Genomic DNA, 19,538 nt, shown 5'->3' on the forward strand with positions numbered 1-19,538 from the left:
ACACCACCGACCCGGTTCCCCCAGTTATCCCAAGGCGCCACGGGCCGAGCAGTCGTACACTGGTCGGTCCAGTGCAGGCCGGTCCCTTCCCGGGGACCGGCCTTCTCGTCCCTTATGGACCTACGGAGGTGCGCCAGGATGACCAGCACGGTTCCCGCGCTCGGTACGCGAACGGCCGAGGGCTCCGCCCTGCAGGCCGTACTCCTCGACATGGACGGCACGCTCGTCGACACCGAGGGCTTCTGGTGGGACGCCGAGGTCGAGGTGTTCGGCGCGCTCGGCCACACCCTCGACGAGTCCTGGCGGGACATCGTCGTCGGCGGCCCGATGTCCCGCAGCGCGGGCTTCCTCATCGACGCCACCGGCGCCGACATCACCCTCGACGAACTCACCGTCCTGCTCAACCAGGGCTTCGAGGACCGCATCAGCCGCACCCTGCCGCTGATGCCCGGCGCCGCCCGCCTCCTCGCCGAACTGGCCACCCACGAGGTGCCCACGGCCCTGGTCTCCGCCTCCCACCGGCGCATCATCGACCGCGTCCTGGAGTCCGTCGGCGCCCACCACTTCGCCCTGACCGTCGCGGGCGACGAGGTGCCCCGCACCAAGCCGCACCCCGACCCGTACCTCCTCGCGGCCTCCGGACTCGGCGTCGACCCCGCCCGCTGCGCCGTCATCGAGGACACCGCCACCGGCGTGGCCGCCGCCGAGGCCGCGGGCTGCCGCGTCGTGGCCGTGCCGTCCGTCGCCCCCATCGCCCCGGCCCCCGGCAGGACCGTCGTACCCTCACTCGAACACGTGGACCTGCCGTTCCTGCACGGACTGATGGAGGCCTGAGGCAGGCCTGAGGCAGGCCTGAGGCAGGCCTGAGGCAGGCCTGAGGCAGGAGTGACACCGCGCCGCGGAACTCCCGAACCGGTCGCCCATGGCCGAAACCCCCGGACCGCACGCCCGTTCCCAGTGTGACGTTTCCCACGCCAAGGGGGGTCGACAGGGGTGCGAAGCTGTGCAGGGGAGCCCCCGCCCCCCGGACGGCGCATGCCCTTGTGTCCCGATTGCGCCACCCGTGCACGAAACCTTCCGGTGTCGGGGTCTCGGTGCGTCCCCACGCCGTATCGCTGCGTGATGGCAACCCAACTCCGGTCCCCGTCAACGCCCATGAGGGTGCGGACTAATCTCGTCGCGACAACACCGCCCCACCCCCCGTGACCCACCCAACCCCACCCCGCCGTTGCCGGAACCACGGGATCAAGAGCTCTGGAGAACGTCGAGCATGAACCGCAAGACTTTGGTGCTGCCGGCCGTCATAGGTCTGCTCGCCCCCGCGCTTGCCGCGTGTGGCGGTTCGGGCAGCGGGGACAACGACGGCCCCATCACCGCGGGCACCACCGACCGGTTCCGCGTCTCCAAGGAGGTGCCGGCGCCCTTCGACCCGGCGTACGCCTACGACGCCGGTTCCTGGAACGTGCTGCGCCAGACCCTCCAGACGCTGATGGCCCTGCCGCGCGGCGGCGGCGAGCCCGAGCCGGAGGCCGCCCAGAAGTGCGGCTTCACCGACACCGGCAACGAGCGCTACGCGTGCACGCTCCGCAAGGACCTCAAGTTCGCCGACGGCAAGCCGCTGACCGCCGCCGATGTGAAGTTCTCCATCGAGCGCGTCCGCGACATGAAGGTCGCCAACCCCAGCGGCTCCGACGGCCTCGTCTCCAACGTCGAGACCATCGAGGTCCAGGGCGAGCGCGGCATCGTCTTCCACCTGAAGACCCCCGACGCGACCTTCCCGTACAAGCTCGCCACGCCGAGCACGAGCATCGTCAGCCCCGAGCACTACCCCAAGAACAAGCTCCGCGAGGGCTTCGACCTCGATGGCTCCGGGCCGTACACGGTCAAGCAGGAAGTGAAGAACAACCAGCTCGTCGCGGCGAAGTTCACCAAGAACCCGCACTACAAGGGCTCGTTCGAGATCCAGAACGAGAAGGTCGAGCTGCGCGCCTTCGACAGCGCCACCAGCATGGGCAAGGCCCTCGAAAAGGGCGACATCGACCTGATGACCCGCACCATGTCGCCCGAGCAGATCAAGCAGCTCAGCACCAAGCCCGGCAAGAACATCGACCTCGTCGAGATGCCCGGCCTGGAGATCCGCTACCTCGGCTTCAACACCGAGGCCGCCAGCGTCAAGGACAAGGCCGTCCGCCAGGCCATGGCCCAGGTCGTCGACCGCGGCGCCCTCGCGGGCAAGGTCTACCCCGGCACCGCCGACCCGCTGTACTCCCTGGTCCCGACCACCATCACCGGGCATTCCAACGCGTTCTTCAACAAGTACGAGAACCCGTCCCCGAAGAAGGCCCGCGACATCCTCAGCGGCGCGGGCATCAGCACCCCGGTGAAGCTGACCCTGACCTACACCACCGACCACTACGGTCCGGGCACCAAGAAGGAATTCGAGACGCTCCAGCAGCAGCTCAACGACAGCGGCCTCTTCGACGTCAAGATCAAGGGCGTCGTGTGGAACACCTTCCGCGCCGCCGTCAGCAAGGGCGAGTACGACGTCTACGGCATGGGCTGGTTCCCCGACTTCCCGGACGCCGACAACTTCATCGCGCCGTTCCTCGCCCCGGACAACTTCCTGAAGTCCCCCTACCGCAGCAAGGCCATCATCAACGAACTGCTGCCCACCTCCCGCCGCGAGGCCGACCGCCTCAGCGCCGCCAAGAGCATCGAGCGGATGCAGGACATCGTGGCCGATGACGTCCCGTTCCTCCCGCTCTGGCAGGGCAAGCAGTACATCGCCGCGCGCGATGACATCACGGGTGTCGAGTGGGCCCTCAACTCCTCCTCGAACCTGCAGCTCTGGGAGCTGGCCCGAGGTGTGGGCGACTGACCGGCGCCGCACCCGAGACGAAACAACGACAAGGCACGTAAGTGAAAATGCGCAACCAGTGGCTGACCCTGCCTCTCTCCTCAGGCTTGGCGGCGGCCCTGTTGACCGGCTGCGGCACGCAGTCGGCGAGTTCGGCCAAGGACAGCGACTCCGTCGTCGTCGGCATGTCCGACGACGTCCTGGCCACCGACCCGGCCTCCGGCTACGACCCGGGCTCGTGGCTGCTGTTCAACAACGTCTTCCAGTCGCTGCTGAGCTTCCCCAAGGGCGCCACGCAGCCGGAGCCCGAAGCCGCCCGCAAGTGCGGCTTCACCGACCAGAGCACCAAGGTCTACCGCTGCACCCTGCGCGACGGCCTGAAGTTCAGCAACGGCAACACGCTCACCTCGAAGGACGTCAAGTACTCCTTCGACCGCATGATGCGCATCAAGAACGGCACCGGCCCCGCGATCATGTTCCCCATGCTGGACCGTGTCGAGACGCCCGACGCCAAGACGGTCGTCTTCCAGCTGAAGTTCCCCGACGCGACCTTCCCCAGCAAGATCGCCTCCGGCGCGGGCTCCATCGTCGACCACCGCGAGTACCCCGAGGACCGGCTCCGCACCGACGGCCAGGCCGTGGGCTCCGGACCCTACAAGCTCGACTCCTTCGACGAGGACGAGGCGGTGTTCTCCGTCAACTCCGACTACAGCGGCGACGCCAAGCCCCGCAACGAGGGCGTCACCCTGCGGTTCTTCAAGGGCGACCGCAAGGCCCTGAAGCAGGCCGTCGAGAACGAGGAGATCGACGTCGCCTACCGCGGCCTCGCCGCCACGGACATCGCCGACATCGAACGGGACTCCGACCAGCGGACCCAGGTCGTCGAGGGCACCAGCGCCGAGGTCCAGCACCTGGTCTTCAACGTCAAGGACCCCGTGGCGGGCAAGCTCGGCGTCCGCCAGGCCATCGCCTACCTGCTCGACCGCGAGGCCCTCGTCGACCAGGTGTACCAGGGCACCGCCACCCCGCTGTACTCCATCGTCCCGGCGGGCATCGGCAGCCACAACACCGCCTTCTTCGACACCTACGGCGCCCGCCCGCAGCGCGCCAAGGCCGCCGCCGCCCTGCGCGACGCGGGCATCACCGACAAGGTCCGCCTCACCCTCTGGTCCACGCCGTCCCGCTACGGCCCCGCCACCGACGAGGAACTGCGCGCCATCGCCAAGCAGCTCAACGCCAGCGGCCTGTTCGAGGCCGACGTGAAGTCCGTCGCCTTCGACCAGTACGAGAAGGACATCAAGGCCGGGAAGTACGGCGTCTACGTCAAGGGCTGGGTGCCGGACTACCCGGATCCGGACAACTTCACGCAGCCGTTCTTCGGCAAGGGCAACGTCCTGTCGAACCGCTACCAGAACAGCACCATCACCGGGAAGATCATCCCGAGCACGGCCGCCCAGGGCGACCGCACCGCCACCGACAAGGAGTACGGCCGCCTCCAGGACATCGTCGCCGACGAACTGCCGATCCTGCCGGTGTGGCAGGCCAAGCAGTACGCCGTCGTCCGCGACGGCGTCTACGGAGTGGAGTCCTGCCTGGACGCCTCCACGGTCTTCCGCTTCTGGGAACTCAGCAAGGACTGAGCCGCGCCCCACGCGAAAGGCCCGCTTCCCGAGGGAAGCGGGCCTTCCGTCCGTCCGACTGCCTGCCGCTGCCTACGGCTGCCGCTGTCTCCTGCCTGCAGCTGCCTACTGCGCGCCCGGCCGGACGAGGCCGCTCTCGTACGCGTACACCGCGGCCTGCACGCGATCCCGCAGCCCCAGCTTCGTCAGCACATGCCCCACATGCGTCTTCACCGTCGTCTCGCTCACGAACAGGTCCGCGGCGATCTCCGCGTTGGAAAGCCCCCGCGCGACCAGCTTGAGGACCTCCACCTCCCGGTCCGTCAGCGTGTGCAACGTGTCCGGCACCGGCTCGTCACCCGACGGCAGATGCCCCGCGTACTTGTCAAGCAGCCGCCGCGTGATGCTCGGCGCCAGCATCGCCTCACCCGCGGCGACCACCCGGATGGCCTGCACCAGCTCGTTCGCCGGGGCGTCCTTCAACAGGAAGCCGCTGGCACCCGCCCGCAGCGCCTCCACCACGTACTCGTCGAGGTCGAACGTCGTCAGCACCAACACCTTCGCCGGACCGTCCCGGCCGGGGCCCGTGATCTGCCGCGTCGCCTCGACGCCGTCCATCCGCGGCATGCGGATGTCCATCAGCACCACGTCGGGCTGGAGCGCCCGCACCTGATCCAGAGCCTGCAGGCCGTCTCCGGCCTCGCCGACGACCGCGATGTCCTGCTCGGCCTCCAGGATCATCCGGAAACCCGTGCGCAGCAGCGGCTGGTCGTCGACCAGTAGGACGCGGATGGCCACGTAACTCTCCTTCGCCTAGCCCGGGCCCATTCTGCCCTGCTCCCCGCCGCCCGACGCGGGCGCCCTCACCGGAAGCGGATACGGCGGGGGAGTGCCGCCGAATTCCGGACAGACGGCCTGGTGGTCGCACCAGCCGCACAGCTTCGTCGGCCGCGGCCGCCACTCACCGGTCTCCGTCGCCCGCACGATCGCCTCCCACAGCGCGAGCAGCTTCCGCTCCACCCGCTCCAGGTCCGCGGGCACCGGGTCGTACGTGATCACGTCGCCGCTGCCCAGATACACGAGCTGCAGGCGCCGCGGCAGCACCCCCTTCAGCCGCCACACCACCAGCGCATAGAACTTCATCTGGAACAGCGCGCCCTCCGCGTACTCCGGGCGCGGGGCCTTGCCCGTCTTGTAGTCCACGATCCGGACCTCGCCCGTGGGAGCCACGTCCACCCGGTCGATGATGCCGCGCAGCTTCAGGCCCGAGTCCAGCTCGGCCTGCACGAACAGCTCCCGCTCCGCGGGCTCCAAGCGCGTCGGGTCCTCCAGCGTGAACCACCGCTCCACCAGGCGCTCCGCGTCCGCCAGCCAGCCCGCCAGGCGCTCGCCCTCGCTGTCGTCCGCGAACAGCTCCGCCAGCTCCGGCTTCGCCTCCCGCAGCCGCTCCCACTGGCCCGGGACCAGGGACTTCGCCCGCGGCGCGGTGCGCTCCGGCGCGGGCGCGTCGAAGAGTCTCTCCAGGACCGCGTGCACCAGCGTGCCCCGCGTGGCCGCCTCGCTCGGCTTCTCCGGCAGCTTGTCGATCACCCGGAAGCGATACAGCAGCGGACACTGCATGAAATCGCTGGCGCGCGAGGGCGACAGCGAATCCGGGCGCGCGGCCGCGGCCGCCACGACGGCGTCGGTCCTGGTCTCCATGACCACAGACCCTACGACCCGCCACTGACAACGGCCGCATACCATCGACGACAGACCCATCCGCCCTGCATGATCGTGCGTGTACCGCGCGGCGGCAGGCGCGGGGGACGCTTCGAACGAGGGGACAGCGTGGACGAGAGCGGCGGGAGCGGCAGGCCGCGGTCCGAGGACGTGCCCGCCCGGGCGGAGGGCGCGACCGACACGCCCACCCAGGCGGACGACGCGACCCGGACACCCGGCAGCACCGAACGGGCCCGGGCGACCCCGGACGCCCCGGGCCCCGGCCCCGTCGGCACGGCGAGCGGCACCCCGGAGCCGGAACCCGCCCCCACGGCGGCCGACACCCCGGACCACCCCGAGGCGCCCCCGGCCGAGCCCAGCGCCCCGGCGGCCCAGGACCACCCTGAGTCGGCCCGGCCCCGGCCCAGCGCCCCGGCGGCCCAAGGCCACCCCGAGTCGCCCCGGCCCCGGCCCAGCGCCCCGGCCGCCCAGGACCACCCCCAGGTAGACCCGCCTCGGCCCGGCGCCCCGCAGGCTCAGGACAGCCCTGAGTCGGCCCGGCCCCAGCCCAGCGCCCCAGCGGCCCAAGACCACCCCGAGGCGGCCCGACCCCGGCCCGGCGCCCCAGCGGCTCAGGATCACCCCGAGGCGGCCCGACCCCAGCCCGGCGCCCCGGCGGCCCAGGACCACCCCGAGTCACCCCGCCCCCAGCCCGGCACCCCCGCGCCCCAGGACCACCCCCAGGCCGACCCGCCCCAGCCCAACACCCCGGCGACCCCGGACGCCCCGGGCCCCCACCGCGCCCCGGCCAGCCCGACACCGCCGGAACGACCCCACGCGCCAGCCCGCCCCACGGACGCCGCCGAGCCCCCCGCCAGCACCCCGGCGGCACACCCCGCGGACGGCCCCGCCGCCCAGCGGCCCGCCCGGGCCGAGCCCGGACCCGGCAGCGATGAGCCCGCGACACCCCCGTCCGGCCAAGCGCCCGCCCGGCCCTCCTTCGCCAAGCAGGCCCCCCAGGAGCGCACGCCCAAAGAAGAGCCCAAGAACCCCGGAGGCGGGCTGCTCATGGGGCGGCCCTTCGGCGTGCCCGTCTACGTGGCGCCCAGCTGGTTCCTCGTCGCCGCCCTCATCACCTGGGTCTTCGGCGACCAGCTCGACCGCGTACTGCCCGAACTCGGCGGCGCCCGGTACCTGGTCTCCCTGTTCTTCGCCGTCGCCTTCTACGCCTCCGTACTCGTCCACGAACTGGCCCACACCGTCGCCGCACTCCGCTTCAAACTGCCGGTGCGCCGCATCCAGCTCCAGTTCTTCGGCGGCGTGTCCGAGATCGAGAAGGAATCCGAGACCCCCGGCCGCGAATTCGTCCTCGCCTTCGTCGGCCCCCTGCTCTCCCTCGTCCTCTCCGGCGTCTTCTACGCCGCCCTGCGCGCCGTCGAACCCGACACCGTCCCCGGCGTCCTGCTCGCCGGACTCATGGTCTCCAACCTCATCGTCGCCGCCTTCAACCTGCTGCCCGGCCTGCCCCTCGACGGCGGCCGCATGCTCCGCGCCGTCGTCTGGAAGATCACCGGCAAACCCATGAGCGGCACCATCGCCGCCGCCTGGGTCGGCCGCGCCCTCGCCATCTCCGTCCTCGTCGGCCTGCCCCTCCTCAACCAGTCCGGCGCCCTCGGCGGCGACCCCCAGGACATCGGCGGCATGGACACCGTCACCGACGCCCTGCTCGCCGCCATCCTCGCCGCCATCATCTGGACCGGCGCCGGAAACAGCCTCCGCATGGCCCGCCTGCGCGAACACCTGCCCGAACTGCGCGCCCGCGCCCTCACCCGCCGCGCCGTCCCCGTCGAGACCGACACCCCCCTCTCCGAAGCCCTGCGCCGCGCCAACGCCGCCGGAGCCCGCGCCCTCGTCGTCGTCGACGCCGACGGCGACCCCCTCGCCGTCGTCCGCGAAGCCGCCATCGTCGGCGTCCCCGAACACCGCCGCCCCTGGGTCACCGTCAGCGGCCTCGCCCAGGACATCACCGAAGGCATGCGCGTCCCCGCCGAGCTGGCCGGGGAGGAACTGCTCGACCGGCTCCGCGCCACCCCCGCCACCGAGTACCTCGTCGTCGAACCCTCCGGCGAGATCTACGGCGTCCTCTCCGCCGCCGACGTCGAACGCGCCTTCGTCAAGGCCATGGCCCGCCCCAGCTGAACCCGGATGGTCGGCGGCACCCGCCACGGCCGGTAGGCTGGTCACATGTCCGAACCGACCGGTGCCGCCCGCCGTCGCGGGCCCTTCAAGGTCGGGGACCAGGTCCAGCTCACCGACCCCAAGGGACGCCACTACACGTTCACGCTCGAAGCCGGGAAGAACTTCCACACCCACAAGGGGTCCTTCCCGCACGACGAGCTGATCGGCGCGCCCGAGGGCAGTGTTGTCCGCACCACGGGGAACGTCGCCTACCTCGCGCTGCGCCCCCTGCTCCCCGACTACGTCCTGTCCATGCCCCGCGGCGCCGCCGTGGTCTACCCCAAGGACGCGGGGCAGATCCTGGCCTTCGCCGACATCTTCCCCGGCGCCCGCGTCGTCGAGGCGGGCGTCGGCTCCGGCTCGCTCAGCTCCTTCCTGCTGCGCGCCATCGGCGACCAGGGCATGCTGCACTCCTACGAGCGCCGCCAGGACTTCGCCGAGATCGCCCAGGCCAACGTCGAGCGCTACTTCGGCGGCCCCCACCCCGCCTGGCAGCTCACCGTCGGCGACCTCCAGGACAACCTGTCCGACACCGACGTCGACCGCGTCATCCTCGACATGCTCGCCCCCTGGGAGTGCCTGGAGGCCGTCTCCAAGGCCCTCGTGCCCGGCGGCATCCTCTGCGCGTACGTCGCCACCACCACCCAGCTCGCCCGGACCGTCGAGTCCATCCGCGAACTCGGCGGGTTCAACGAACCCACCGCCTGGGAATCGATGATCCGCAACTGGCACATCGAAGGCCTGGCCGTCCGCCCCGACCACCGGATGATCGGACACACCGGCTTCCTCCTCACCGCCCGCCGCCTCGCCGACGGCGTCGAGCCGCCCATGCGGCGCCGCCGCCCCGCCAAGGGCGCCTACGGCGAGGACTACAGCGGCCCCAACGCCGACGGAGGCACCCCCCGCTGACCCGCGCGCGAAGGCACCCGGCAGCACCCGAAGCCTTCCGCCCGGCCACCAGGCAACGCACCGGCGCCGTCACCGACTTCCCACCCAAGCGGAACTCGGCGACGGCGCCGCCCCTTTGCCCACCCGGCCCCCCGCCCGGCCCTCCGCCTGACCGACCGCCACCCACCCCGACCCCGGTGTTCCCCCGCCCTGTGACGTGTGGCACGATGCTGGCCACCCACACCCCCCGGCACAGCCCTCACAGGAGACACTCCTCGTGCAGCACCCCGCCGTCCCGGAACTGCTGGCCCACACCACGACACGCCCCATCCACTGGGTGGCCACCGCCACCGCCATCGCCGCCGTCATCGCGGGCGCCGCCTTCCTCCAGCCCGACCACGCCACCGCCGCCCAGACGGCCCCCGAACCCACCCCCAAGGCCGCCGCCGGACCCGCCCCCGACCCCACGGCCCTCCACTACCCCCTCGACTGCGGCACCGCCGAACCCATGGTCTCCGCCAAGGCCACCGGCGACCTCGACGCCGACGGCCGCCCCGACACCGTCGCCGCCGTCCACTGCGCCGCGGGCTCCGGCACCCCGCCCGACGGCGTCTACGTCATCGCCAGAAACCGCGCGGGCACCCCCCGCGTCGTCGCCACCCTCGTCGACCCCAAGGACCGGCTCACCGCCCGCGACCTGCGCATCACCGGCACCGCGGTGACCGCCACCCTCCTCGGCTACTCCTCGCCCGACGTCCCCCGCTGCTGCCCCGACCGGCACGAGAAGACCAAGTGGCAGTGGAAGAACGGCGCGTTCACCCGCTCGACAAGCGCCGACGCCCGCAGCGTGTAACGCCCCGCGCACATCACCCGCCGACCGCCGAGCCGCACACACAGGGCCCGCACGCGCCTCCGACAGCGCATGCGGGCCCCACGTAGCTCACCCAGTGAAACTATTCGGTCACTCTGCGTCCGGCCCGTACACCTCGACCCTGTCCGAAACCCGACGTACGTGAATACAGTCACCCGGACACTCCCGCGCCGAGTCCACCACGTCCCGCAGCAACGGAAGCGGAACCCGCGCCGCCGCCCCCGGGGCCTGCAACAGCTCGTCGTCCCCGTCCTTCACATACGCCAGGCCGTCGATGTCCAGCTCGAAGACCTCCGGCGCGTACTGGGCACAGATGCCGTCACCCGTACACAGGTCCTGATCGATCCAGACCTCCAGTTGGTCCTGGCTCTCGCCGACGGTCTCCGCGTCGTGCCGCACGGTCATCTCTCCTGCCGAAACTGCGCCGAAGAAGCCCGACTCTGCCGCAAGTCCGGCCAACCCCGACGGGTGTTGAACAGTTCGACCCTACAACCGGCGGCTTTCCGATGTTGTTGGGTGGGTATTCCCCTGGCGTGAGGGAGAGCGCAAGGGTGAAGATCGGACACACCCCCACCGTCTTTGTGATCTAGGGGTTTCAATCAGCACCCACCCAGGTAGGGTCAGGAAGCGTCCAGCTCCCCTTGGAGGAGGTGAGGACCGTGGCAGCCCACGACGACGACATCAACCGCGGCATCCGGCCGGGGCGAGGGTCTGAAGACCCAGCCGGTCAGGTTGCCTACCTAGAGCAGGAGATCGCCGTCCTGCGACGCAAGCTCGCCGACTCTCCGCGACACACGAGGATTCTCGAAGAGCGGATCGTCGAGCTGCAGACCAACCTGGCAGGCGTGTCCGCCCAGAACGAACGGCTCGCCAACACCCTCCGCGAGGCCCGCGACCAGATCGTGGCCCTCAAAGAGGAAGTCGACCGGCTCGCACAGCCACCGGCCGGCTTCGGAGTCTTCCTCACGGCGAACGAGGACGGCACCGCCGACATCTTCACCGGCGGCCGCAAACTCCGCGTGAACGTCAGCCCGAGCGTCGAACTCGACGAGCTCAGGCGCGGCCAAGAGGTCATGCTCAACGAAGCCCTCAACGTGGTCGAAGCCATGGAGTTCGAGCGCGTCGGAGACATCGTCACCCTCAAGGAGATCCTCGAGGACGGCGAACGAGCCCTCGTGCTCGGACACACCGACGAGGAACGGGTGGTCAGGCTCGCCGAGCCGCTCCTGGACGTCACCATCCGCCCCGGCGACGCCCTCCTGCTCGAACCCCGCTCCGGCTACGTCTACGAGGTCGTGCCCAAGAGCGAAGTCGAGGAACTCGTCCTCGAAGAAGTCCCGGACATCAGCTACGACAAGATCGGCGGCCTCGGCGGCCAGATCGAGATGATCCGCGACGCGGTCGAGCTCCCCTACCTCTACCCCGACCTCTTCAAGGAGCACGAACTCAGGCCCCCCAAGGGAGTCCTGCTCTACGGCCCGCCCGGCTGCGGCAAGACCCTCATCGCCAAGGCCGTCGCCAACTCCCTCGCCAAGAAGGTCGCCGAAGTCACCGGCCAGCCCGCGGGGAAGAGCTACTTCCTCAACATCAAGGGCCCCGAGCTCCTCAACAAGTACGTCGGCGAGACCGAACGGCACATCCGCCTGGTCTTCCAGCGCGCCCGCGAGAAGGCGAGCGAAGGCACCCCCGTCATCGTCTTCTTCGACGAGATGGAATCCCTCTTCCGCACCCGCGGCAGCGGCGTCAGCTCGGACGTGGAGAACACCATCGTCCCCCAGCTGCTCGCCGAGATCGACGGCGTGGAAGGCCTGGAGAACGTCATCGTCATCGGCGCCTCCAACCGCGAGGACATGATCGACCCGGCCATCCTGCGGCCCGGCCGACTCGACGTGAAGATCAAGATCGAGCGCCCGGACGCCGAAGCGGCCAAGGACATCTTCGCCAAGTACCTCACCGAGCGCCTCCCGCTGCACAGCGACGACCTCGCCGAACACGGCAGCGACAAGGCCGCCACCGTACACGCCATGATCCAGTCCGTCGTCGAGCAGATGTACGCCGAATCCGAGGAGAACCGCTTCCTCGAAGTCACGTACGCCAACGGCGACAAGGAAGTCCTCTACTTCAAGGACTTCAACTCCGGCGCCATGATCGAGAACATCGTCGGCCGCGCCAAGAAGATGGCCATCAAGGCCTTCCTCGAACAGAACCAGAAGGGCCTCAGGGTCTCCCACCTCCTCCAGGCTTGCGTCGACGAGTTCAAGGAGAACGAGGACCTGCCCAACACCACCAACCCGGACGACTGGGCCCGCATCTCCGGAAAGAAGGGCGAGCGGATCGTCTACATCCGCACCCTCGTCACCGGAAAGCAGGGCGCCGACACCGGACGCTCCATCGACACGGTGGCCAACACCGGTCAGTACCTGTAGGCGACAGGGCGGCTGCGGGTGCCCACCTCGGGTACCCGCAGCCGACTGTTTTCCGCCGGTCACGGGCCCCTCGCAGCCCCGTCACCAACCCAGCGAGAGCAATGCAGGAAATGATCTCCCCACCAGCGCAAAGGCGTTCTAGGCTCTTCCGTACCGCCGAGTCGCGCAGTGCGGGGACGGGCACCGCACACGCACCGGAGAACCAGCGGTACTTGAGCTGCGCCCCCGACCGAGGGCGCCGCCGGGCAAGGAGGGCCGCATGACCGTACGGCGAGTAATGGGCATCGAGACGGAGTACGGAATCTCCGTCCCCGGCCACCCCAACGCCAATGCCATGCTCACCTCGTCCCAGATCGTCAACGCCTACGCGGCGGCGATGCACCGGGCGCGACGCGCCCGCTGGGACTTCGAGGAGGAGAACCCGCTGCGGGACGCACGGGGCTTCGACCTCGCCCGCGAAGCCGCCGACGCCAGCCAGCTCACCGACGAGGACATCGGCCTCGCCAACGTCATCCTCACCAACGGGGCCCGCCTCTACGTCGACCACGCCCACCCCGAGTACAGCGCCCCGGAGGTCACCAACCCCCGCGACGCCGTCCTCTGGGACAAGGCGGGCGAGCGCATCATGGCCGAAGCCGCCGAGCGCGCCGCCCAGCTCCCCGGCGCCCAGCCCATCCACCTCTACAAGAACAACACCGACAACAAGGGCGCCTCCTACGGCACGCACGAGAACTACCTGATGAAGCGGGAGACCCCCTTCTCGGACATCGTGCGCCACCTCACGCCGTTCTTCGTCTCCCGCCAGGTCTTCGCCGGGGCCGGACGCGTCGGCATCGGCCAGGACGGCCACGAGCACGGCTTCCAGCTCAGCCAGCGCGCCGACTACTTCGAGGTCGAGGTCGGCCTGGAGACCACCCTCAAGCGCCCCATCATCAACACCCGCGACGAGCCCCACGCCGACGCCGAGAAGTACCGCCGCCTGCACGTGATCATCGGCGACGCCAACCTCTCCGAGATCTCCACGTACCTGAAGCTCGGCACCACGTCCCTCGTCCTCGCCATGATCGAGGACGGCTTCATCGCCGTGGACCTCGCCGTCGACCAGCCCGTCCGCACCCTCCACCAGGTGTCCCACGACCCGACCCTCCAGCACCTGGTCACTCTCCGTAGCGGCCGCTCGCTCACCGCCGTACAACTCCAGATGGAGTACTACGAACTCGCCCGCAAGTACGTCGAGGAGCGGTACGGGGCCGACGCCGACGCCCAGACCAAGGACGTCCTCACCCGCTGGGAGGACGTCCTCAACCGCCTGGAGCACGACCCCATGAGCCTCTCCGGCGAGCTCGACTGGGTCGCCAAGCGCGAACTCATGGAGGGCTACCGCCGCCGCGACGGCCTCGACTGGGACGCCGCCCGGCTCCACCTGGTCGACCTCCAGTACGCCGACGTGCGCCCCGAGAAGGGCCTCTACAACCGCCTCGCGGCCCGCGGCAAGATGAAGCGCCTCCTGGACGAGTCCGACGTCGACCGGGCCCGCTCCAAGCCGCCCGAGGACACCCGCGCCTACTTCCGCGGCCGCTGCCTGGAACAGTACGCCGACGACGTGGCCGCGGCCTCCTGGGACTCCGTGATCTTCGACCTGCCCGGCCGGGACTCCCTCCAGCGCGTCCCGACCCTGGAGCCGCTTCGCGGAACGCGTAATCACGTCAAGGAACTGCTCGACCGGTGCCGCACGGCGGAGGATCTGGTCAGGGTCCTGTCCGGGGGCTGAAAGCCCGGCGGCCGGGGAATCACAGAGGTGGGCCCCGCACGTTGACGGAAGTGCGGGGCCGATGTCGGACCCGGATTGTAGGGTCTGATCAAGAACGTCTAACCGAGCGGGGTGAGGTAGATGGCGACCAAGGACACCGGCGGCGGACAGCAGAAGGCGACGCGCTCCACCGAGGAGGTCGAGGAGCAGACGCAGGACGCGCAGGCCTCGGAGGACCTCAAGGAACGCCAGGAGAAGCTGAGCGACGACGTCGACTCGGTTCTTGACGAAATTGACGATGTACTCGAGGAGAACGCAGAGGACTTTGTGCGGTCATTTGTGCAAAAAGGTGGAGAATGACCCTAATGTCCGATTCTGGGGCGGGGAAGCAATGCTCGGGATGTCGGCGAATATTGCCCCTCGCTTCATTCGCTCGGGACAAGAATCGGCGTGACGGCCTTCAGGTGCGTTGTCGGGAGTGCGTAGCGGAATATAGCGCTGCGCACTACCGCCGACGCAGGGAGGCCATCGGGAAAGCGGTCCGGGCGAAGGTGGACGTACCGGACGGGTATAAGCGTTGCCCTCAGTGTGAGGAGGTCAAGCCGCACTCTGAGTGGGAACGGAACTCCACGTCGTCGGACGGCTACGCCAGCTACTGCAAGCCGTGCCGGGCTGAGCGGAATCAGCAGAGCTACTTCAAGCGCACCTACGGCATCACGATGCAAGAGCGTGACGAGATGATCGCCGAGCAGAAGTGGCTCTGCGTGATCTGCCTCAAGAGGGATCCCGTGCATGTGGACCACTGTCACGAGACGGGTAGGGTCCGTGGCGTACTGTGCTTCAACTGCAATTCGGCCATCGGCAAGTTGGGAGATGATCCCGACGCACTCCGTCGGGCCATTAGCTATCTGGAAGGAAACCCGTGGAAGCCAACACTCGTAGCACCGGGCGTCTACCGGCTGCCTTCCTGACACCGGGGTCGTCCTCGTTCGTGGACTTCCTCTCCGCGCACCAGCCGGAACTGCTGCCGGGGAACCGCCAGTTGCCCCCGGTGCAGGGTGTCGTGGAGGCCCCGCACGGGACGACCATCGTCGCGACGACGTTCCCCGGTGGCGTCGTGCTCGCCGGTGACCGGCGGGCGACGATGGGGAACGTGATCGCGCAGCGGGACATCGAGAAGGTGTTCCCGGCCGATGAGTACTCGGCGGTGGGCATCGCCGGTACGGCGGGTCTGGCCGTGGAGATGGTGAAGCTCTTCCAGCTGGAGCTGGAGCACTTCGAGAAGGTCGAGGGCGCTCAGCTGTCGCTGGAGGGCAAGGCCAACCGGCTGTCGACGATGATCCGGTCGAACCTGGGCATGGCGATGCAGGGCCTGGCGGTCGTGCCGCTGTTCGCGGGGTACGACGTGGACCGGGCGAAGGGCCGGATCTTCTCGTACGACGTGACGGGTGGCCGCAGTGAGGAGCAGGGCTTCGCGGCGACGGGCTCCGGTTCGGTGTTCGCGCGCGGGTCGATGAAGAAGCTGTACCGCGACGACCTGTCCCAGGACGAGGCGACGACGCTGGTGGTGCAGGCGCTCTACGACGCGGCGGACGACGACTCGGCGACGGGCGGTCCGGATGTGGCGCGGCGGATCTATCCGATCGTGACGGTGATCTCGGAGGAGGGGTTCCGCAGGCTGTCGGAGGAGGAGACGTCCGCGATCGCGCGGTCGATCCTGGAGCGGCGGCTTGAGCAGCCGGACGGCCCGCGGGCCGCGTTGCTCTGAGCGGCTGAGTGTCTCGTTTTGTTGTTGTGACGTCTTGACAGAAAGGGACGGAAGCCGGTGTCGACGCCGTTCTATGTCTCACCCCAGCAGGCCATGGCCGACCGGGCGGAGTATGCCCGGAAGGGCATCGCCCGTGGTCGCAGTCTGGTTGTGCTCCAGTATGCCGACGGCATTGTGTTCGTCGGTGAGAATCCGTCCCGTGCGCTGCACAAGTTCAGCGAGATCTATGACCGGATCGGTTTCGCGGCGGCTGGTAAGTACAACGAGTACGAGAATCTCCGTATCGGCGGTGTGCGCTACGCGGATCTGCGTGGGTATACGTATGACCGTGACGATGTGACGGCGCGTGGCCTGGCGAACGTGTACGCGCAGACGTTGGGCACGATTTTCTCCAGCAACGCGGAGAAGCCGTACGAGGTGGAGCTGGTGGTCGCCGAGGTGGGGGCGACTCCGGAGGGTGACCAGATCTATCGGTTGCCGCATGACGGTTCGATCGTGGACGAGCACGGTTCGGTCGCGGTGGGTGGCAATGCCGAGCAGATCAGTACGTATCTGGATCAGCGGCACCGGGACGGGATGTCGCTGGCGGAGGCGTTGAAGCTGGCGGTGCAGGCGCTGTCGCGGGATACGAACGGCAGTGAGCGGGAGATTCCGGCGGAGCGCCTTGAGGTGGCGGTGCTGGATCGGACGCGGCCGCAGCAGCGGAAGTTCAAGCGGATCGTGGGGCGTCAGTTGGAGCGGCTGCTCGGCGAGGAGGGTTCGGCGTCGGACGCGGAGGCCGCTGAGGCGGAGGGCGGGTCCGAGGGCGCTGGCTCGGAGGGCGGTTCGTCCGAGGAGTAGTGGGTGTTTCAGTGCGTTAGTTGGTAGCGCGCGGCGCGGTTGCCCCGTGCTCCGGTGTGGTCACCGGGGTGCGGGGCGTTGTGCTGTGGGGGGTGGTGCGGTGGAGCCGCGGACGACGAGGTGGACGGGGAGGGGTTCGGGGCGTGGGGTGTGGCCGTCGAGGACGGCGAGGAGGGTGGCCATGCCTTGCTCGCCGAAGTCTTCGGCGGGGAGGCGGACGGTGGTGAGTTCGGGTTCGACGGCGGTGGCGAGGGTGAGGTCGTCGAAGCCGGTGACGCTGAGGTCGTGGGGTACGTGCAGGCCGAGGCGGCGGGCGGCTTTGCAGGCGCCGGCGGCGAGGACGTCGTCGTCGCTGATGAGGGCGGTGGGGCGGGGGCCGGTGGCGGTGAGGGCGGCTTCGGTGGCGGTGCGGGCGTCGTCGACGGTGAGGGCGGCTTTGCTGGTGCGGAGGGTGGCGCTGGTGCCGCGGAGTGCGGCGGCGAGGGCGTCGCGGCGTACGTGGAAGGTCCAGGAGTCGATGTCGGCGGCGAGGTGGAGGAAGTCGCGGTGGCCCAGGGCGAGGAGGTGTGCGGCGAGTTGGCGGGTGCCGTCGGCGATGTCGAGGTTGACGGTGGCGGCGCCGAGGCTGTGGGTGGGGTCGCTGTCGAGCATGACGAGGGGGAGGGCGTCGCCGCGGAGGGTGGCGAGGGCGTCGGAGGCCATGGAGGAGGCGAGGACGCCGTCGAGGGCGGCGCGGGCGGAGTCGAAGGGGTCGCTGACGCGGGGGGTCTGGGTGGGGTGGCCGCTGGGGCTGACGCTGTCGGGGGAGGGGTAGAGGACGACGCTGAAGCCGTGGCGGGCGGCGACGCGTGCGGCGCCGGTGTGGAGGCGGGCGAAGAACTCGTTGGTGAGGGCGGGGACGACGAGGAGGGCGGTGCGGGTGCGGCCGAGGCGGAGGTTGCGGGCGGCGAGGTTGGGGCGGTAGCCGAGTTCCTTGGCGGTGGCGCGGACGCGTTCGGCGGTGCGTTCGGCGACGCGGCCGTGCCATTTGCCGCCGAGGACGAGGGAGACGGTGGCCTGGGAGACTCCGGCGGCGCGGGCGACGTCGCGGCTGGTGGGGCGGGGGGCCGTGGTGTCGTGCTGGGGTCCGGCCACGGACGTCTCCTGGTGGGTGTCGGGGGTTGCTGAGGGTGATCGGGGGTGATCGGGGGGTGCCGGGTGTGAGCGGGGGGGGGCGGTCGGTGGGCTGGTGAACAGCGCTCATGGTACGTATGCTGCGCGAGGTTATACGTACAACTTCGGGCGCTGTGGAGCGCGGGCGGGCTGGGAGGCGTGGTCATGGCGACCGGTTACGGGGAGATCCTGCGGGCGCGGCACGCGACGCGGCTGCTGGTGGGCACGCTGGTGGGGCGGTTGCCGAACGCGACGGCGGCGATCGCGATCGTGCTGTTCGTGCGGGCGGAGGGCGGTACGTACAGCCTGGCGGGCGGGCTCGCGGCGGTGTACGCGGTGGCCACGGCGGTGGGGCAGCCGCTGCTGGGCCGTCTGGTGGACCTGTACGGGCAGCCGCGGGTGATGCTGCCGTCGGCGGTGGTGTCGGCGCTCGGGATGGCGGCGTTCGCGGTGGTGGGGCCGGACGCGCGGGGGGCCGCGTATGCCGCGATGGTGGTCGCCGGGGTGTTCACGCCGCCGCTGGAGGGCGGCCTTCGGGCGCTGTGGCCGGATGTGCTGGGCAAGGAGGAGCAGGTCCACACGGCGTACGCGATGGACGCGGTGGCGCAGGAGGTCATGTTCACGGTGGGCCCGTTGCTGGTGACGGGGATGGTGTCGCTGTGGTCGGAGCGGGCGGCGCTGCTGGCGGTGAACGTGCTGGGGGTGCTGGGGGCGCTGTCGGTGGTGCTGTCGCGGCCGTCGCGGGCGTGGCGTTCGGCGCCGCGGGAGGCGCACTGGCTGGGGGCGTTGCGGTCGCCGGGGCTGCTGGCGCTGCTCGGGGCGTTCCTGTTCGTGGGCACGGCGCTGGGGGCGATCACGGTGGCGGGGGTGTCGTACGCCGATGATCACGGTGGGGACGTGGTGTACGGCGCGATGGTGGCGGGTCTGGGGCTCGGTGCGCTGGTGGGTGGTGTGGTGTACGGGGCGCGGCAGTGGGCGGGGGTGCCGGAGCGGCGGCTGGTGGTGCTGGTGGGGTTGCTGGCGGTGTTCTATGTGCCGCTGGTGCTGACGCCGGGGGCGGTGGCGATGGTGGGGTTGTCGACGCTGGCGGGGGTGTTCCTGGCGCCGTCGTTGGCGTGTGCGTTCGTGGTGGTGGACCGGCATGCGCCGCGGGGGACGGTGACGGAGGCGTTCTCGTGGCTGGTGACGACGTTCACGGTGGGGACGGCGGTGGGGACGGCCGCCGGTGGCCCGGTGGTGGAGTGGGGCGGTGCGGTGTGGGGGTACGCGGTGCCGGGGCTCGCGGGTGCGGCGGCGTTGCTCGTGCTGGTGGGGACGCGGCGGGTCCTCGCAGTTCCCGGCGGTGGCGGGACGGTTGAGGATTCATCGGAAAATGATCGAAGCCGTGCTGTCGAACCCGGTTTCAGTGCGGGGCATCAGGCGTAATGT

The 19,538-nt window shown here is 70.1% G+C and carries 16 protein-coding genes and 1 pseudogene; 13 read left to right on the forward strand and 4 right to left on the reverse strand.

Annotated features, from left to right (window positions below):
• Positions 1-138 precede the first annotated feature (138 nt).
• The 3 genes from ACOBQU_RS31355 to ACOBQU_RS31365 all read left to right on the forward strand — a co-directional run bounded on the left by ACOBQU_RS31355 (position 139) and on the right by ACOBQU_RS31365 (position 4,497).
• Positions 139-834, forward strand: coding sequence for an HAD family hydrolase (locus ACOBQU_RS31355; RefSeq protein ID WP_423631733.1), 696 nt, complete (start codon positions 139-141; stop codon positions 832-834).
• Between the two features lie 436 nt (positions 835-1,270).
• Positions 1,271-2,878, forward strand: a complete 1,608-nt coding sequence (locus ACOBQU_RS31360) for an ABC transporter substrate-binding protein (RefSeq protein WP_423631735.1) — start codon at positions 1,271-1,273, stop codon at positions 2,876-2,878.
• A gap of 41 nt (positions 2,879-2,919) precedes the next feature.
• Positions 2,920-4,497: an ABC transporter substrate-binding protein gene (locus tag ACOBQU_RS31365; protein ID WP_423631737.1), complete on the forward strand. Its 1,578-nt coding sequence runs from the start codon at positions 2,920-2,922 to the stop codon at positions 4,495-4,497.
• A gap of 105 nt (positions 4,498-4,602) precedes the next feature.
• Here the strand turns inward: ACOBQU_RS31365 and ACOBQU_RS31370 are convergent, their stop codons facing one another.
• Together ACOBQU_RS31370 and ACOBQU_RS31375 are read right to left on the reverse strand one after the other, a co-directional pair.
• Positions 4,603-5,274: a response regulator gene (locus ACOBQU_RS31370; RefSeq protein WP_030356234.1), complete on the reverse strand. Its 672-nt coding sequence runs from the start codon at positions 5,272-5,274 to the stop codon at positions 4,603-4,605.
• A 15-nt stretch (positions 5,275-5,289) separates the two neighbouring features.
• Positions 5,290-6,177 (reverse strand): RecB family exonuclease, encoded by an 888-nt coding sequence (locus ACOBQU_RS31375; protein WP_423631739.1) that lies wholly within the window; start codon positions 6,175-6,177, stop codon positions 5,290-5,292.
• Positions 6,178-6,837: 660 nt separating this feature from the next.
• Between ACOBQU_RS31375 and ACOBQU_RS31380 the strand changes: the two are divergent.
• The 3 genes and pseudogenes from ACOBQU_RS31380 to ACOBQU_RS31390 all read left to right on the forward strand — a co-directional run.
• Positions 6,838-8,376, forward strand: a pseudogene (locus ACOBQU_RS31380) (site-2 protease family protein); the annotation flags it as partial.
• Between the two features lie 45 nt (positions 8,377-8,421).
• Positions 8,422-9,324, forward strand: coding sequence for a tRNA (adenine-N1)-methyltransferase (locus tag ACOBQU_RS31385; RefSeq protein ID WP_423631741.1), 903 nt, complete (start codon positions 8,422-8,424; stop codon positions 9,322-9,324).
• Positions 9,325-9,580: 256 nt separating this feature from the next.
• Positions 9,581-10,156 carry a hypothetical protein gene (locus tag ACOBQU_RS31390; protein ID WP_423631743.1) on the forward strand — a complete coding sequence of 192 codons (576 nt, stop codon included), beginning with the start codon at positions 9,581-9,583 and terminating at the stop codon, positions 10,154-10,156.
• 108 nt (positions 10,157-10,264) lie between these two features.
• Here the strand turns inward: ACOBQU_RS31390 and ACOBQU_RS31395 are convergent, their stop codons facing one another.
• On the reverse strand, positions 10,265-10,579 hold the full coding sequence (locus tag ACOBQU_RS31395) for a ferredoxin (RefSeq protein WP_423631745.1): 315 nt from the start codon (positions 10,577-10,579) through the stop codon (positions 10,265-10,267).
• A 254-nt stretch (positions 10,580-10,833) separates the two neighbouring features.
• Here ACOBQU_RS31395 and arc point away from each other — a divergent pair, with 254 nt between their 5' ends.
• The 6 genes from arc to prcA all read left to right on the forward strand — a co-directional run bounded on the left by arc (position 10,834) and on the right by prcA (position 16,958).
• On the forward strand, positions 10,834-12,600 hold the full coding sequence (gene arc / locus ACOBQU_RS31400; RefSeq protein ID WP_423631747.1) for a proteasome ATPase: 1,767 nt from the start codon (positions 10,834-10,836) through the stop codon (positions 12,598-12,600).
• 259 nt (positions 12,601-12,859) lie between these two features.
• The gene (gene dop / locus ACOBQU_RS31405) at positions 12,860-14,371 is read left to right on the forward strand and encodes a depupylase/deamidase Dop (RefSeq protein ID WP_423631749.1); all 1,512 of its coding nucleotides are present in this window, start codon (positions 12,860-12,862) and stop codon (positions 14,369-14,371) included.
• A gap of 120 nt (positions 14,372-14,491) precedes the next feature.
• Positions 14,492-14,710, forward strand: a complete 219-nt coding sequence (locus ACOBQU_RS31410; protein WP_006350198.1) for a ubiquitin-like protein Pup — start codon at positions 14,492-14,494, stop codon at positions 14,708-14,710.
• Between the two features lie 377 nt (positions 14,711-15,087).
• Positions 15,088-15,321, forward strand: a complete 234-nt coding sequence (locus ACOBQU_RS31415; RefSeq protein ID WP_423634830.1) for an endonuclease VII domain-containing protein — start codon at positions 15,088-15,090, stop codon at positions 15,319-15,321.
• On the forward strand, positions 15,273-16,118 hold the full coding sequence (gene prcB / locus ACOBQU_RS31420) for a proteasome subunit beta (protein ID WP_423631752.1): 846 nt from the start codon (positions 15,273-15,275) through the stop codon (positions 16,116-16,118). The genes ACOBQU_RS31415 and prcB overlap by 49 nt, the downstream gene beginning before the upstream one ends.
• A gap of 57 nt (positions 16,119-16,175) precedes the next feature.
• Entirely contained in the window at positions 16,176-16,958 is a 783-nt protein-coding gene (gene prcA / locus ACOBQU_RS31425; protein ID WP_423631754.1) for a proteasome subunit alpha, read from the forward strand.
• Between the two features lie 60 nt (positions 16,959-17,018).
• Here the strand turns inward: prcA and ACOBQU_RS31430 are convergent, their stop codons facing one another.
• On the reverse strand, positions 17,019-18,092 hold the full coding sequence (locus ACOBQU_RS31430; RefSeq protein WP_423631756.1) for a LacI family DNA-binding transcriptional regulator: 1,074 nt from the start codon (positions 18,090-18,092) through the stop codon (positions 17,019-17,021).
• Positions 18,093-18,275: 183 nt separating this feature from the next.
• Between ACOBQU_RS31430 and ACOBQU_RS31435 the strand changes: the two genes are divergently transcribed.
• Positions 18,276-19,535, forward strand: coding sequence for an MFS transporter (locus tag ACOBQU_RS31435; RefSeq protein ID WP_423631758.1), 1,260 nt, complete (start codon positions 18,276-18,278; stop codon positions 19,533-19,535).
• Positions 19,536-19,538 lie beyond the last annotated feature (3 nt).

The sequence above is a fragment of the Streptomyces sp. G45 genome, assembly GCF_049542095.1.
Lineage (GTDB): Bacteria > Actinomycetota > Actinomycetes > Streptomycetales > Streptomycetaceae > Streptomyces.

Bases quoted from the DNA above. Each gene is read 5' to 3' on its own strand.
- ACOBQU_RS31355 (WP_423631733.1), top strand. From the start codon at position 139: ATGACCAGCACGGTTCCCGCGCTCGGTACGCGAACGGCCGAGGGCTCC.
- ACOBQU_RS31360 (WP_423631735.1), top strand. From the start codon at position 1,271: ATGAACCGCAAGACTTTGGTGCTGCCGGCCGTCATAGGTCTGCTCGCC.
- ACOBQU_RS31375 (WP_423631739.1), bottom strand. From the start codon at position 6,177: ATGGAGACCAGGACCGACGCCGTCGTGGCGGCCGCGGCCGCGCGCCCG.
- ACOBQU_RS31385 (WP_423631741.1), top strand. From the start codon at position 8,422: ATGTCCGAACCGACCGGTGCCGCCCGCCGTCGCGGGCCCTTCAAGGTC.
- ACOBQU_RS31395 (WP_423631745.1), bottom strand. From the start codon at position 10,579: ATGACCGTGCGGCACGACGCGGAGACCGTCGGCGAGAGCCAGGACCAA.
- dop (WP_423631749.1), top strand. From the start codon at position 12,860: ATGACCGTACGGCGAGTAATGGGCATCGAGACGGAGTACGGAATCTCC.
- ACOBQU_RS31410 (WP_006350198.1), top strand. From the start codon at position 14,492: ATGGCGACCAAGGACACCGGCGGCGGACAGCAGAAGGCGACGCGCTCC.
- ACOBQU_RS31415 (WP_423634830.1), top strand. From the start codon at position 15,088: ATGATCGCCGAGCAGAAGTGGCTCTGCGTGATCTGCCTCAAGAGGGAT.
- ACOBQU_RS31435 (WP_423631758.1), top strand. From the start codon at position 18,276: ATGGCGACCGGTTACGGGGAGATCCTGCGGGCGCGGCACGCGACGCGG.